The sequence below is a fragment of the Frankia sp. AgPm24 genome (assembly GCF_023243055.1).
Classification (GTDB): domain Bacteria; phylum Actinomycetota; class Actinomycetes; order Frankiales; family Frankiaceae; genus Frankia; species Frankia umida.
In genome coordinates this window covers 1-14,608 of record NZ_JALKFW010000221.1, presented here as the reverse complement: position 1 = coordinate 14,608, position 14,608 = coordinate 1, and the positions used below count along the sequence as shown (strand labels likewise).

The window sequence follows — 14,608 nt, the reverse complement described above, 5'->3', positions numbered from 1 at the left end:
CGAGGGTCCATCCGCGACCGACCACGGGTCGAGGCTGGCGCCCTTGACAGCAGGGACGGGCCGCGCGGTGGCACAGCGCCACCGCTTTCGCATGGGGGGGCACCTTCAGGCCGCATGAGGGCACGATAGGATTCGCTGCGTATATCGATGGCAGCGAACTATCCGCATAGAACTACATCTCGTGTCTGACCGGACACAAAAAGAAGTCGGAAAAGATTGATGCCCGGGACTCCCGCCCGCGATGTGACCTACGCTATACATCCCGAGGTACGCCGTCGGACCGGATGTCGCAGTGCGCGCTGTTCCGGGGGCCACTGTTGACTCCGGAGCGTGCCTGATGTCCCAGAACACCAGTTCGGCTGGCGACTCGCCGGCCCCACTCGGCGCGTCCGCTCCACCCGGTGTGCCGGCCCCGACAGCCGCGCCGGCCCCGACAGGCGGGTCGGCCCCGACAGGCGGGTCGGCCCCGACAGGCGGGTCGGCCCCGACAGGCGGGTCGGCCCCAGGTAGGTCGGCCCCGCCAGGTGGGTCGGCCCCGGGCAGCGGGTCGGCCGGACGGCGCACCGGTCTCGCCGCCGTGGCGGCCCTGATCGTCACGGCGATCCTCGGCTTCGGCCTGACCCGCCTGGAGTTCACCACCAGCCAGGACAACTACCTCAACAGTGACTCCCGCATCGCCAAGGACAACGTCGAGTACCAGTCGTTGTTCGGTGGCGAGGCGATGATCACGCTGTTCACGGTGGCGCCGGGCAGTCACACCGCGGACCTGTTCACCCCACGCAACATCGCCCAGTTCCGCAAGCTGCAGCGCGACCTCGACGCCGACCCGCACATCTCCTCGGTCATCACCCCGCTGACCGCGCTGGAGTTCACCGACAACCTGGTGCGCGGTACCGGCGGCGACCCGCTGACCAGCCCGGCGGCGAAGATGCTGCTCGGCGCGCAGGCGCGGGACACCGACAGGGACTCGGCCGACCGGCGCCTCGCCGACTCGCTGCGCACCCTCGCCCGCGTCCAGGCCATCCCGGTGGCCGCCCGCACGCTGGGCAACCCCGCCTGGATCGACATCCTGCTCCACGACAACACCGGTGCGATCCGCAAGTCGCTGCGCCCGTTCTTCCCGTCCACCTCGACGGCGCAGATGATCACTCGGCTGACCGGCAACGCGTCCCTGCGTGAACAGGGTGATGGTGCCCACATCGTCGAGCGGGCCATCGCCGGCGAGACCTTCGACCACGCGTCGGTGCTGACCACCGGCTCACCGGTCCTGCTTCGCAACATCAACAACTACCTGCGGGGTGGCTTCCTCACCCTGGGCGTGATCTCCTTGGCGCTGATGGCCGGGCTGCTGCTCGCCGCGTTCGCCGTCCGGTTCCGTCTGCTGCCTCTCGCCGTCGTCGCGGTCGGCCTGATCTGGGCGTTCGGCCTGGCCGGATACATCGGGGTGCCGTTGTCGGTGGTGACCATCGCCGGCCTGCCGGTGCTGCTCGGCGTCGGCATCGACTTCGCCGTGCAGCTTCACAGCCGCATCGAGGAGGAGTCGCAGCTCGACCGCCGCGGCCATCCGGTCGCCGCCGCGTGGCGGGGACTGCGCCGCGCCCTGCTGGTGGCGACCATCGCCGCCGTGCTGTCGTTCTGCGCACTGCAGTTCAGCGAGGTCCCGATGATCCGGGACTTCGGCACGCTGCTCGCGATCGGCCTGCCGGTCATCGTGATCGCCACCGCCCTGCTCCTCGTCCTCGCCCTGGACACCAGCGAGCGCCACCGCCCCACACCCGCGGGCGACTACACCCACGGCCCCCTTGGCCGGACGATCATCCGCCTCGGCGGGCTGCCCCAGATCACCGCGATCCCGCTGGTCCTGGCCTCGGTGGCCATCTTCGCCGGGGGCATCGTCGCGGACGGCAGGCTGACCGTGCAGACCGACCCGGAGAAATGGGTCAACCAGGACAGCCAGGTCATCAAGGACATCGGTATTCTGCGGGCGCGCGCCGGTTCGGCCAGTGAGCTCGGGGTCTTCGTCCGCTCGCCGAACGTCTTCGACGACGCCACCGCGTCCTTCGTCGGCCAGTTCGCCAACCGGCAGCTCTCGACGCACTCGGCCGACCTCGTCGACGCCAGCAGCCTGGTGACGATCGTCAGCTACCTGCTCGAGGTGCCGAACACCTCGATCGTGATGCCCACCGGTCAGGACATCCGCGCCGCCTACGCCGTCGCCCCGCCGGACATCCAGCGCAGCACGGTCAACCTTGACATGGGCGCCATGAACATCGTCCTGCGGACGGGCTCGGGCTCGCTGGAACGCCGCGCCGCCGTCGTCGACGACATCCGGACGAACACCCATCCGCCCGCCGGCATCACGGCGACCCCGTCCGGCCTCGCCGTGATCGGCACCGGCCTGGTCGCGTCCTTCCAGAACAACCGCACCCAGCTCACCTACTACGCGCTCATCGCCGTGTTCGTGCTGCTGCTGCTGTGCCATCTCAGCCTGGTCCGGGCGGTGCTCTCGCTCGTGCCGGTCCTGATCGCCGTCGGCCTGAGCTCGCTGATCGCGCTGGCCATCGGAGTCGACCTCAGCCCGCTGACCGCCGTCAGCGGGCCGCTGATCGTCGCTCTGTGCACCGAGTTCACCACTCTGCTGATCTATCGTCACCTTGAGGAACGTGCCCGTGGCCTTGGGCCCCGGGAGGCGGCGGAGACCAGTGCCGGCCGCACCGGACGCGCCTTCGCCGTCTCGGCCCTGGCCGCCGTCATCGGTGTCGGCGTCCTCGCCTTCAGCTCCCTGCCCCTTCTTCGCGACTTCGGCCTTCTGGTCGCCCTCAACGTCGCCGTCGCGCTGCTGTCCGCCCTCGTCGTCCTGCCCCCGCTGCTCGTCTGGGCGGACGAGCACCACTGGGTCCACCGCGGCTCCGCCGGCACCACCCCCGGCGGTACCCCCGAGGGCGCTTCCACCGCCGCGGCCGCCGTCCCGGCCGCGGCGTCCGGCGCTCCGATCGTCCCCCAGAAACGGTAATGACCGTCCGGGAACGGTAAATGGTGACGGACGGTAAAAGCGGGGAGCAGAGGGTGACGGGGTGAAGGACCCTGGCCCGGGTCTTCGCTCCGCCTTCGGCATGTGGCACGCTCAGGTCAGGTGTTCTCGGCGACGAGACGCCGATTCCCCAGGCTCGGCAGCCATCCGAGCGTCGAAGGAGAGGGCATGAGTTTCGACTTCAAGGTCGCGGATCTCGCGCTGGCCGAGTTCGGCCGCAAAGAGATCCGGCTTGCCGAGCACGAGATGCCCGGGCTGATGTCCACACGCGCCGAATACGCGGCCAGCCAGCCGCTCGCGGGCGCGCGGATCATGGGCTCCCTGCACATGACGATCCAGACCGCGGTGCTCATCGAGACCCTGGTGGCCCTCGGCGCGGACGTCCGCTGGGTCTCCTGCAACATCTTCTCCACCCAGGACCACGCCGCCGCCGCGGTCGTCGTCGGGGCGAACGGCACCAAGGACGACCCGCAGGGCGTCCCGGTCTTCGCCTGGAAGGGCGAGAGCCTGGAGGAGTACTGGTGGTGCACCGACCAGGCGCTGGCCTGGCCGGACGGTGGCGCCCCGAACATGATCCTCGATGACGGTGGGGACGCGACCCTGCTCGTCCACAAGGGTGCGCAGTTCGAGCTGGCCGGCGCGGTACCCGCGACCGACCCGTCGGACAACGAGGAGTACGCGATCATCCTCGAGACGCTGCGGCGCACGATCGCCGAGCGTCCCGGCCGTTGGACCGAGGCCGCCAGCACCATCAAGGGCGTCACCGAGGAGACGACGACCGGCGTCCACCGGCTCTACGAGATGGCGAAGGCCGGCACGCTCGCGTTCCCGGCGATCAACGTCAACGACTCGGTGACGAAGTCGAAGTTCGACAACAAGTACGGCTGCCGCCACTCGGTCATCGATGGTCTCAACCGGGCCACCGACGTCCTGATCGGTGGAAAGGTCGCCGTCGTCGCCGGCTACGGGGACGTCGGCAAGGGCTGTGCGGACGCGCTGCGCGGCCAGGGCGCCCGGGTCATCGTCACCGAGATCGACCCGATCTGTGCGCTCCAGGCGGCGATGGACGGCTTCCAGGTCGACGTCCTCGAGGACGTGGTCGGCATCGCCGACATCTTCGTCACCACCACGGGCAACTTCGACATCATCCGCGCGGACCACATGGCCGCGATGAAGCACCAGGCGATCGTGTCGAACATCGGGCACTTCGACAACGAGATCGACATGGCCGGTCTCGCGAAGACCCCCGGCATCGAGAAGATCAACATCAAGCCGCAGGTCGACGAGTGGGTGTTCCCGGACGGGCACTCGATCATCGTGCTCGCCGAGGGCCGCCTGATGAACCTCGGCTGCGCCACCGGCCACCCGAGCTTCGTCATGTCGAACAGCTTCACCAACCAGGTGATCGCGCAGATCGAGCTGTTCACCAAGACCGAGAGCTACCCGATCGGCGTCTACGTGCTGCCCAAGCACCTGGACGAGAAGGTCGCCCGCCTGCACCTGTCGGCGCTGGGCGTCAAGCTCACCGCCCTCACCAAGCAGCAGGCCGACTACATCGGCGTGCCGCTCGAGGGCCCGTACAAGGCGGACCACTACCGCTACTGATCGCCCGCGGTCGGCCGTCCACAGCTGATTCCGCTGCCATGGACGGCCGGCCGCTGATCGGCGGAACCGACTGTCAGCTGGCCCGCGCGGGGGCGGCCGAGGTGGCCGGCACCGAAGCAGGGGCCGGGGCCGGAGCCGGCCTGGCGGCGGGAGCCGGGGCCGCCGCCGGAGCCGGCGCGGGCCTGGTCGCCGTGCGGTTGGTCTGCGACCAGCACACGGGCGTCCAGCCGGGGTCATTGGCGGTGGCCGACAGGTCGTACCAGCCCTCGGGCAGGTAGGTGCCCCACTGGACGGGCGGACCATCCACACCGTTGCCACCGGCGATCTTCGGCCGCGGCACGCCGAAGGTCACCTGACCGTTCGGGCAGCTCAGCTGCTCGATCCTGATCGGCGGCTGCCCCACCGCCGCGCCACCCCCGGCCTTCGTGCGGCACAGTAGCGAGGTGGTGGGCGGCCAGGCCTGCGCGATGTGCGCGTAGTAACCGGCGGCCAGCAGCGTCATCCCGTCGGACGGCCAGCCCGGCTCCGGCGGTGCGGTGATGCTGATCACCTCGTTGCTCGGGCACTGGGCCCAGCTCTCCCCGCCGGCCTGAGCGGGTGCCGCACCCCCCAGTGCGACCAGCCCGGTCAGGGTGAGCGCGGTGCCCGTCGCGGCCATGATGGCGCGGACCCGGCGGCGCCCCCCGGACGGCCCCGTAGCACGAACTCCGAACCGGGCACCGGCCCGAAACCCCTGGCCGGGAGCATGGACGTCGACGGAATCCTGCGATGCCACGCCCGCGGCAGGCTGCTCCGGCCTGCGACGGTGACGCGACGACACGGCAAACGGCATTGAATGCCTCCTTGTTGAACCCGGGCACCCAACGCCCGTCGGCGCGACGGTCCACGTGTACCGACACACCTGTTTCCGCTCCTTTGGAGCGGGATTCCCGTAAATACAACAGCAATCGGTCGCAAGGATAGCGGTAGTTGGCGATGTGTTGGGTGCCGGCGGGGTGATTCGTCTCGGCCACGCCCCCCGGACGGGGCCGCGCATTCGGCCGGATCGCGGGGTCACGTCCGGAAACCGGGCCTGCTCCTCGAACAGCGGTCCGTGTCCGGTCCGGATCACCGAACCGTGGGATCCGGCGTTGTGCCAGGTGAACGGTCAGGATGCCGACGGCCGCGCCGGCCGTCCGGGTAGCCGGTGTGGCACCGATCGACGAAGCTCGATCTCGACCATGGCGACAGCACTCGGACAGGCCCGGGATCGTCCGGTGGGGACGTACCCCAGCCGCCGCCAGAACTGGTGGACGGCGACGGACCGCTCGTCGCACCACAACACCACCTGCACCACCGGCGCTGTCGGCGGGGCCAGCGCGGGCCGGACGGGCGGGCTGGCCTGCGTCTGACTGCTCCGCCACTGTCGGACGGCCCGTTCGCACACCCGCACCAGGGTCGTCCCCAGGCCCTGCCGGCGCGCTGACCGCGCCACCCACAGCCCCGTCACCTCGGCCACCGACGGCGACGGGAGCCCGGCCGGCTCCTCGTGGCGGCGCACCGCGACACAGGCCAGCACCCGCCCGGCCGGATCGGGATCGTCCGCCCGTCCCGGGATCATCCACATCGCGTGCGGCAGCCCCCCGGGTGCCGCCAGGTGGGGTTGCCCGACCGGAGGCGGGTGGGCGGGCCCGCCGGGTGCCGCCGCCCGGGTGATGCCCGATGCCGCGGGCTGCCCCACGTCCATCAGCCTGCCCACGTCCATCAGCCTGCCCACGTCCATCAGCCTGCCCACGTCCATCAGCCTGCGGAGCGCGGGAACGTCCTCGGCGCGGGCCTGACGCAGTCCGGGCGCGAGGTCGCGGCGCATCCAGACATGTTCTATGCCGGCTTCGATATCGGGTTCGGCGATGACGCGATAGCCCAGCCGCGCGTAGAAGTCGGCGACCTGGAGCTGGGCGTGCAGTTCCACGGCGGGCAGGCCACGTTCGCGGGCTCGCTCCGTCAACGCCGTGGTGACGGCGAGACCGAGGCCCTGCCCGCGGCATGCGCCGTCGACGGCGACCCGTCCGATGATGCCCACCGGCTGCGCGCCGAGGGTGCGTGGCCCCGGGTCCAGCAGGCGCGCGGTGGCCAGCGCCCGGCCCGCCGCGTCGAACACGACAGCGTGGTCGGCGTCGCCGTCTCGACCATCCAGTTCGTGCTCGGCCGGCACGCCCTGCTCGTCGACGAACACCGTCGTGCGCAGCTCGAGCACCGCGCTCGGCGGTGTTCCCGCGACGATGGCCACGCTCGTGGGTCGGTCACCGGGCACAGTGCGGCAGTTTAGGCGCCCCAACCAGGACGGGGACCGCTTTCGCCCGACGGACGGGTTTCCCGGACCGGGCGAGCCGGGCATCCTGCCCAGATCGACCGATGGCCACCGAACGGTCCCGCTATGGATCCGTACGGACACGGAATGACATCTACGGACCCCGGGTATCCCGGCGCGCGCGGCGAACCAGATAGAAACGGGACGGCATCGGCCGATGCGACCACACTCGCACGAAGAGGAAGCAACCGGCATCGTGAGTTTCCAATCAACAACCCGGCGTGACGACAGCTGTGCGCGAAAGGGCTGCTGACGATGGCGGCGACCCTTTATCCGCCGGCGCGGTACCGGCCCGTGCGGAACACCTCCGGGCTGATGGTGCAGCCCACCCGTGGCCTCATCCCCCACGTCCAGGTCGGGAACGGTTCGTTGTTCTCCTGGTTCGACAGCTCGGCCAGCCAGGTCAGCTCACATCTGTGGCTCTCCCGCAACGGAGACCTCGAACAGTACGTGCGATGTGACCAACGGGCGTGGGCGCAGGCCGCCGGAAACCCGTACTGGATCTCGTGCGAATGCGAGGGATACCCCACCGAGGACTACACCCCGATTCAGGTCACCCGACTGGCCGAACTCTTCCGTTGGGGAATGCAGGAGTTCGGCTGGCGAGCGGAGATCACCGACTCGCCGGACGGCCACGGTATAGGCACCCACCGGATGGGCGGCACCGCCTGGGGCGGCCATGAATGCCCTGGGGATATTCGCGCGAACCGCCGCGGTGACATCCTTTCCCTGGCCACCGGCCGGACGGCCCTCACCGCTGATCCCCGCGACCGCTACGCCCGCCGGCCCACCCTGCGCGAGGGCATGACCGGTCCGGACGTCGCCGAACTCCAGAACGCGCTGAACATCGCCTTCGGCCATGAGGCACCCACCGGCGATCCCAACCGGCTGCCCCCGGATGGCACGTACGGGCCACGCACCACCGCCCGGGTGGCCTCCCTGCAGCGGTACGCCTCGCAGTGGTTCGGCCGCATCCCCGACGACGGCGTCTGCGGCCCCACCACCTGGCGCAAACTCGGCTGGATCCTGACCGGCCTCAACCGCACCGTCTAGATCCCCCGGTGGCGGCGCCCGGCGTCGTGACCGTGCTCGGCCCGCGCGGCCAGTTCGGCACCCGCCGCCCGCAGCCACCGGTGCGGATCCGCCATGGCCGCCGTGACCCCGCCCGCGAGTCCCGCCAGCGCGGCCTCCCCGATGACCCCCTCCGGACGGGGGGCGTCAACCTGCCCTGCCGCGACCAGAACCGGCACCCCCCGCCGCCGCGCGAGCGCCAGTACGCCACCGACGACCTTCCCGCGCAGGGACGTCTGGTCAAAACGGCCCTCCCCGGTCACCACCCAGTCCGCGTCGTCCAGCGCACCGGGCAGGCCAGCCACCTCGATGATCGTCTGGACGCCCGAGACCAGCTGCGCGCCCCAGGCAGCGGCGAGACCGTAGGCCGTGCCACCCGCGGCACCCGCACCCGGCGCCCTCGGATCACCACCGAGCAACCCGGCCAGCCGGGTCAGCCCCGCGGCCAGCCGGTCCACGTCGGCGGCGGTCGCCCCCTTCTGCGGGCCGAAGACGGCCGCGGCACCGGCATCCCCCAGCAGGGGGGCGTCGACGTCGACAAGGCAGCGCACTCCCCCGGCGGGCGGGGGGACCAGACGGGCGAGATCGATCTGATTCAGAGTGACCAGAGCGCCCCCGCCAGGCGGCAGCACCCCACCGGCGGCATCGGTGAACCCGGCACCCAGCACGCTCAGCGCCGCGGTGCCGCCGTCGGTGGATGCCGACCCCCCCAGCGTGACCAGGATCTGCCTGGCCCCCTCGCGCAGCGCCGCCGCGAGCGCCTGCCCGACGCCGATGGTCTGGGCGCCCAACGGGTCCGGGGTACGCATCAGCGGTAGTCCGCTCACCGCGGCGAGCTCGACCACCGCGACATCCCCCGGCAGGGCCAGCCATTCGCCGTCGTGGCCTCGCCCATCCGGACCAGTGACCCGCAGCGACCGCCGGCTGGCCCCGGGCACCGTCGCGGCGAAGACATCCAGCGTTCCCTCACCGCCGTCGGCGATCGGCAACGTCACGATCTCGTCCTGTGGACGGCGCGAGTGCCATCCGCGCGCCAGTGTCGCCGCGACCTCGGTGGCACTCGCCGACCCCTTGAACGAATCGGGCGCGATCACCACCCGCCACGACCGGCCCCGACCGCTATCGATCATGACCTGGCACGCTCAGTGCCCCGCGACGACCATCGACTGCCGGTCGGAGTTCACCGACGGCCGCCCTCGGCGACCGACGGGGCGGACGAGACCGAGGGGACGGACGGGACCGACAGGACCGACGGGGCGGCGGGCTGCGCGGGAAGGTCGGCGGGCGCGGCGAGCCAGGCGTCGATCCCGGCGAGTGCCGCGTCACGCACCGCGTCCGGCGCCGCACCGGAGCGCACCGAGCTGCGGGCGCATTCGGCGAGTTCGTCGTCGGTCAGTCCCAGCTCGCGGCGGCACAGTTCGTACTCGTCCAGGCAGTTGGGGCCGAACAGCAGTGGATCGTCGGCATTGATCGAACAGCGCACACCGGCGCGCACCAGCGCCGCCAGGGGATGCTCGGCCAGCGACGGGACGACCGAGAGCAGCACGTTCGAGGTCGGGCAGACGTCCAGGCAGATGCCGCGTTCGCGCAGCTCGTCGACCAGCGCCGGATCCTCGATCGCCCGCACCCCGTGCTGCAGCCGGTCGGCGGCCAGCTTCGTGATCGCCCCCCGCACGGACGCCGGCCCGTCGAGCTCACCGGCGTGCGGGGTGGATTTCAGCCCGGCGTCGACCGCGAGCCGGAAGGCCGCCTCGAACGGCTCGGGCGGCCAGCCGTTCTCGTCGTTGTGCAGGCCCAGGGCGACGATGCCCCGGTCGGCGTAACGCACGGCCGTGCGGGCCACCTCCACCGCCCGTTCGGGGGAGTCGAACACCCGGTCGACCGCGGCCATCCAGCGGACGGTGACACCGTGGCGCGCGCCGGCCTGCTCCGAACGGCCCAGAACGGTCTCCCACGCCTCGTCGGCGCTCCCGAACACCTCGGGGTGGGCGTACGGCCAGAAACTGGGTTCGAGGTAGACGATGCCCTCGGCCGCGGCGTCGCTGACCATCTCGTCGACGAGCCGCTCGAAGTCGGCCGGGCCGCGAAACAGCGGCAGAATCCCGCCGATCACCTCGCCGAAGCCGCCGAACTCGGTGAAACCCGAGGTCCGTGGTGTGGGCAGCCCCGCGTTCGCGGCCAGGTCCGCCAGCGTGGACGGGCGCATCGCCAGTTCGAAGTGCAGGTGCAGGTGGCCCTTGGGCAGAGTCCGCAGATCACGCATGGATGCCCCTCCTCCTCGCGGTGTGACACCGCCACGAGGCCCGACGCGTCCTCGCGACCCGATGCGGCGGCCCACCACCGCTCACTCGCCCAGTTGGAGGGTACGGGACCCACCCCGCCCCCGGAACCAGGTCAGAGACCACGCCGGAAAGCGACCCGGGCTCCGAGCCCGACCGAAGGGCCGGGGTGCCGCGCTACCCGCACATGGCGAGGGCGCGGCGGGACGGGGGTCCGTCCTGCCACGCCCTCAGATTCGCCGTGAAGTCCGTGCGGTGCCAGGTCACCAGCCGCCGGCGGCGCTACCCGGCGTCCGCGGTCCCGCCTGCCCGGTCGGGCCAGGCTCGCGGTAGTCCGTACCGCCCGCGGGACCCGTGGAGCCATAGCCGGAACCACCGGCCGGGGAGCCATAGCCGGAACCGGAACCACCCGCCGGGCGGTCGTGGTCCGGAGCGCCGGTCGGGTTGGCGTAGTCGGAGCCGCCGGTCGGGTCGGCGTAGCCCGATCCGCCCACGGCGTCACCCGAGCTCGGGTCACCCGCCCGATCGGTGTAGCCACGACCGGCCGCACCCGCCTCGTACCTGTCAGCGCCGTCAGCGCCGCCAGCGGCGTCCGGGCGGGCGACGTCACCGCGCCACGCACCCGTCTCGCTCCCACGGTGCTCGATGAACGACTTGAACTTGCGCAGGTCAGCCTTGACCCGGCGGTCGTCGGCGCCAAGAAGCGCACCCGCCTTCTCGGCGAGGCCGTCGGGCTGCCAGTCCAGCTGGACGGTCACCCGGGTGTCATCGTCGGTGAGGCGGTGGAAGGTCACGACCCCGGCGTGATCCGTGCCGCCGGTGCTCTTCCACGCCACCCGCTCGTCGGGCAGCTGCTCGGTGATGGTCGCGTCGAACTCGCGTTCCTGGCCGGCGACCTTGATCTTCCAGTGGGTGTGGGTGTCGTCGAGCTGTGCGATCGACTCCACCCCATCCATGAAGTTCGGGAAGGACTCGAACTGCGTCCACTGGTTGTAAGCGGTGCGAATCGGGACGTGGACCTCGATCGTTTCCTGAACCGTGCTCGCCATGCTTCCTCCCGTTCATCGCGAGTTGCAGACATGACGCTCATCCCCGCGCCCGTTCGACTAACACACCTGCGAGCCGGGTCCCCAGATGGACGCCGGACCCGAGGCGCCGCGCGCGGCGACACGCCGGGCGGCCGCGCGGGCGACCGCGGCCTCGGCGAAGCCGCGGATGACCGGATGCACCCGTCCCGCGTCCGAACCGAGTTCCGGCTGAAACAGCGTGGCCAGGAAGAACGGATGACCGGGCAGCTCCAGGACCCGCACCTCGCCGGTCTCGTCGACGCCGCTGAAGCGCAGTCCGTGCGCCAGCAGCAGGCCGGTGTCGGACGGATTGATGCCGTAGGAACAGTAGTAACGCCCGACCGTGCGGTCCGCGCCGATCAGCCGTTCGGCGAGCGAGTTCGGGGTGACCAGGACGACGCCCTCATGACCGTCCAGCGCACAGGCGATCGGGACGATCAGGGGCGCGGTGGCGCTCGGATCGTTCTCGGCGTGGGCCGCATCCGGGCGACCGCACACCGACCGGGCGAACTCCAGGGCTACATGCTGCAGCCCACCGCAGGTCCCGAGCAGGGGGATGCCCTGCTCGCGGGCTGTCCGGACCGCCGCGAGCGCACCCGCCTCGCTGACGTACGGGCTGCCCGGCACCAGCCAGACTCCGTCGAACCCGGCCAGGAACCCGGCGGACGCGGCCTGGTCGGACACGGCCAGGCCAGTCGGGAGGCGGTCGGCCGAGGAGCCGGCGGTTGGGACGGGGAGGATCTCGTCGGTCGGGATCCAGTAGACGTCCAGCGGCAGACCATCGCGCAGGCGCAGCGCCTCGAGCAGTTCCGGGATACGGGCGTGCGCGGCGACCTCGGCGCTACGGTCCCCGACCAGGGCCACCCGGGCGTAGGGCGCGGCCCCGGCTCGAGGCGGGACGACGGGCTCGCCGGCGGAGGCGGAGGCGGAGGCGGAGGTCGCGGTGGCGGTGGCGGCGGGCGATGAGGACAGCGGCATGCCCTGATGGTCCGGGGCGGCGGACATCAGATCCAACGATAATTCCGGCATCCGCCATCAGTAATACTGATAATGTGGATCCGCAGCAGCTGCGCACCTTCGTCGCGGTCGCGGCGGCGGGCTCCTTCTCCGCCGCCGCCCACAGCCTCGGCTACACCCAGTCGGCGGTGTCACAGCAGATCGCGGCGCTGGAGTCCGACCTCGGTGTCGTCCTGCTGCATCGTCGGCCCTCGGTGGCGGTGACCGAGGCCGGTGCCCGACTGCTGGAACACGCCACACCGCTGTTGCTGCGACTGTCCGCGGCGCGCACCGACGTCACCCGGGCCGCGGGCACGCCGTCCGAACTGCTGACCGTTGCCGTCCACCCGCTCGCCGCCGACCGACTGGCCACCGTGCTCGAACAGGTCAGGCCCGACTTTCCCCGTCTGGAGGTGCGCGTGGTCGTCGCGGGCTCCACCGCGGTGGCCACCGCGGTCGCCCGCGGGGACGTCGACCTCGGCGTTGCTGTTGGGCTCGCCACCAGCGGCGATCCACTGCGGCTACCCGAGGTGGGGCCCATCCGGGCGGTGGGGATGGTCGAGGAACCAGTCGCCGTGATCCTGCCCGCGGATCATCCCCTCGCCGGACGACCCGACGTACGCCTCGCCGATCTGGTCGACGCCGGCTGGATCGACGCACCCGAGGCGGGCTGCGGGCTGGCCCTACTGCGCACGCTGACCAACGAGCGACGGTTCCGCGCGCGCCTGCACCTGACCGGCCCGGACGTCCAGGGGCTGCTGGCGCTGGTCGCCGCCGGCCAGGGGCTGACGCTGCTGCCACCACGGGCGCTGCCACCGGAGCGGACGTCGCTGGTCGCCGTGCCGGTCCGCGCCGCGGCGCTGCCGACCCGCGGGGCGCGGACGCGGCCACGCGCCGGTGGGCTGGCGGCCGGGGGCGCGGCGGTGACATTTCGCCAGGAACTGCTGAGTACCGGCCGGTCCGGCCCGGCGGCACTGGCTGTGGCGGCCGTTTTCGCGGGAGCGTAGCGGGGCACAGCGGGGCGAGTGGACCAGAAGCGGACAAGCGCTGGTCCGGCGCGGCGCACCTGCCACGGGGTAGGCTTGAGGTGTTGCTGGTTTCTCGGTGCGTGACCTACGCAGAGAACGGCACGACCAGACCGCGGAACGGATCGCGGCCTGGTGCGAAGCCGGTATGCGAAGGACGCACACCGGGAGCGCGGCAAGGAGAAAGCATCGTGGCGCAGGGTACCGTCAAGTGGTTCAACGCGGAGAAGGGCTTCGGATTCATCTCCGTCGACGGCGGCGGCCCGGACGTGTTCGTCCACTACTCCTCGATCGTGGCCGACGGCTACAAGTCCCTGGATGAGGGCCAGAGCGTCCAGTTCGAGATCGTGCAGGGCCAGAAGGGACCGCAGGCGGACAACGTGAGTCCCGCCTGACCGTCGCACCATGTGATCTTCCTTTCGGCGCGTGGCCCCACCCCGGGTCACGCGCCGAAAGTCCGTTGAGGGCACGTCGACCTGCGGCGATACTGCGCGGGTGCTCACCTTCGTCCAGTTCGACCAGCGGGGCTACCCGACCGTCGACGTCCGCACCGGCTACAACGAATGGTCGGCGACGTACGACCGCACGGTCGAGGACATCATGGACCGCTTCCACCCGCACTTCATCATCACGTCCGGGATGCCCACCCACTATGACGACGCGTCCGGCTCGTCTCGGGCGATCATCACCCACGTCCACCTGGCCAGTGACCAGGTCACGGCCGGTCTCGCCACCGGTTGGACGCTCGCGGAGATGCGGGAGAACGTGATCGACGAGTCCTGGCTCGACACCAAGCCGACGTGGGGCCGCTTCCTCGGCCACCCGTTCACCCTGGGCCTCGTCTGGCGCCGGGCCACCGCAGCCTGACCTGGCAGGCGAACCCGAGCTCCACCCGAGCTCCGGACCCCATGAGCAACCGATGGTTGCGCATCGACGAATCGGGCAGCTCGCCGAGGCGATCCAGCGCTCGCGGCACCAGCCCACACCCAGGCAGAACGAGTGCATGCACCACTGCAGCACCAGGTGGGCGGCGGTGGGGGGGGGGGGGGGGGGGGGGGCGCCGCCGGCGGGGGGGGGGGGGGGGGGGGGGGCGCCGCGCGCCCCCCCCGGGCCGCGGTGACGAGGCCCTGGTAGCGGTCCTCAAGGCTGTCGCGCCGGGGGGACATCTCGATCAGGGTGATGCC

The 14,608-nt window shown here is 71.4% G+C and carries 12 protein-coding genes; 6 read left to right on the top strand and 6 right to left on the bottom strand.

The genetic code is table 11. The features are described from left to right. The first annotated feature begins 337 nt into the window (after positions 1-337). Together MXD61_RS25950 and ahcY are read left to right on the top strand one after the other, a co-directional pair. A complete protein-coding gene (locus MXD61_RS25950; protein WP_374629584.1) occupies positions 338-3,013 on the top strand; it encodes an RND family transporter in 2,676 nt (891 codons plus the stop codon). Positions 3,014-3,199: 186 nt separating this feature from the next. Further along, the gene (ahcY, locus tag MXD61_RS25945) at positions 3,200-4,636 is read left to right on the top strand and encodes an adenosylhomocysteinase (RefSeq protein ID WP_248816037.1); all 1,437 of its coding nucleotides are present in this window, start codon (positions 3,200-3,202) and stop codon (positions 4,634-4,636) included. Between the two features lie 73 nt (positions 4,637-4,709). Here the strand turns inward: ahcY and MXD61_RS25940 are convergent, their stop codons facing one another. Both MXD61_RS25940 and MXD61_RS25935 read right to left on the bottom strand, forming a co-directional pair. Then, positions 4,710-5,411 (bottom strand): hypothetical protein, encoded by a 702-nt coding sequence (locus MXD61_RS25940; RefSeq protein WP_248816036.1) that lies wholly within the window; start codon positions 5,409-5,411, stop codon positions 4,710-4,712. Between the two features lie 372 nt (positions 5,412-5,783). Then, a complete protein-coding gene (locus MXD61_RS25935; RefSeq protein WP_248816035.1) occupies positions 5,784-6,905 on the bottom strand; it encodes a GNAT family N-acetyltransferase in 1,122 nt (373 codons plus the stop codon). Positions 6,906-7,241: 336 nt separating this feature from the next. On the opposite strand from MXD61_RS25935, the gene MXD61_RS25930 reads away from it, so the two are divergent. After that, positions 7,242-8,039, top strand: coding sequence for a peptidoglycan-binding domain-containing protein (locus tag MXD61_RS25930; RefSeq protein ID WP_248816034.1), 798 nt, complete (start codon positions 7,242-7,244; stop codon positions 8,037-8,039). Here MXD61_RS25930 and MXD61_RS25925 read toward each other — a convergent pair. The 4 genes from MXD61_RS25925 to MXD61_RS25910 form a co-directional block, all read right to left on the bottom strand. Then, positions 8,036-9,187, bottom strand: coding sequence for a glycerate kinase (locus tag MXD61_RS25925; RefSeq protein ID WP_248816033.1), 1,152 nt, complete (start codon positions 9,185-9,187; stop codon positions 8,036-8,038). The two genes, MXD61_RS25930 and MXD61_RS25925, sit on opposite strands and share 4 nt — an antisense overlap. Before the next feature lie 50 nt (positions 9,188-9,237). Then, on the bottom strand, positions 9,238-10,320 hold the full coding sequence (gene add / locus MXD61_RS25920; protein ID WP_248816032.1) for an adenosine deaminase: 1,083 nt from the start codon (positions 10,318-10,320) through the stop codon (positions 9,238-9,240). A gap of 279 nt (positions 10,321-10,599) precedes the next feature. Next, on the bottom strand, positions 10,600-11,385 hold the full coding sequence (locus MXD61_RS25915; RefSeq protein ID WP_248816031.1) for an SRPBCC family protein: 786 nt from the start codon (positions 11,383-11,385) through the stop codon (positions 10,600-10,602). A 57-nt stretch (positions 11,386-11,442) separates the two neighbouring features. Beyond that, the gene (locus MXD61_RS25910) at positions 11,443-12,381 is read right to left on the bottom strand and encodes a hypothetical protein (RefSeq protein WP_248816030.1); all 939 of its coding nucleotides are present in this window, start codon (positions 12,379-12,381) and stop codon (positions 11,443-11,445) included. Positions 12,382-12,455: 74 nt separating this feature from the next. On the opposite strand from MXD61_RS25910, the gene MXD61_RS25905 reads away from it, so the two are divergent. From MXD61_RS25905 to MXD61_RS25895, 3 genes are all read left to right on the top strand, one after another. After that, positions 12,456-13,406, top strand: a complete 951-nt coding sequence (locus MXD61_RS25905) for a LysR family transcriptional regulator (protein ID WP_248816029.1) — start codon at positions 12,456-12,458, stop codon at positions 13,404-13,406. A 209-nt stretch (positions 13,407-13,615) separates the two neighbouring features. Then, positions 13,616-13,819, top strand: a complete 204-nt coding sequence (locus MXD61_RS25900; protein WP_163547935.1) for a cold-shock protein — start codon at positions 13,616-13,618, stop codon at positions 13,817-13,819. Positions 13,820-13,919: 100 nt separating this feature from the next. Further along, a complete protein-coding gene (locus MXD61_RS25895; RefSeq protein ID WP_248816028.1) occupies positions 13,920-14,291 on the top strand; it encodes a hypothetical protein in 372 nt (123 codons plus the stop codon). The last annotated feature ends 317 nt before the right edge of the window (positions 14,292-14,608 follow it).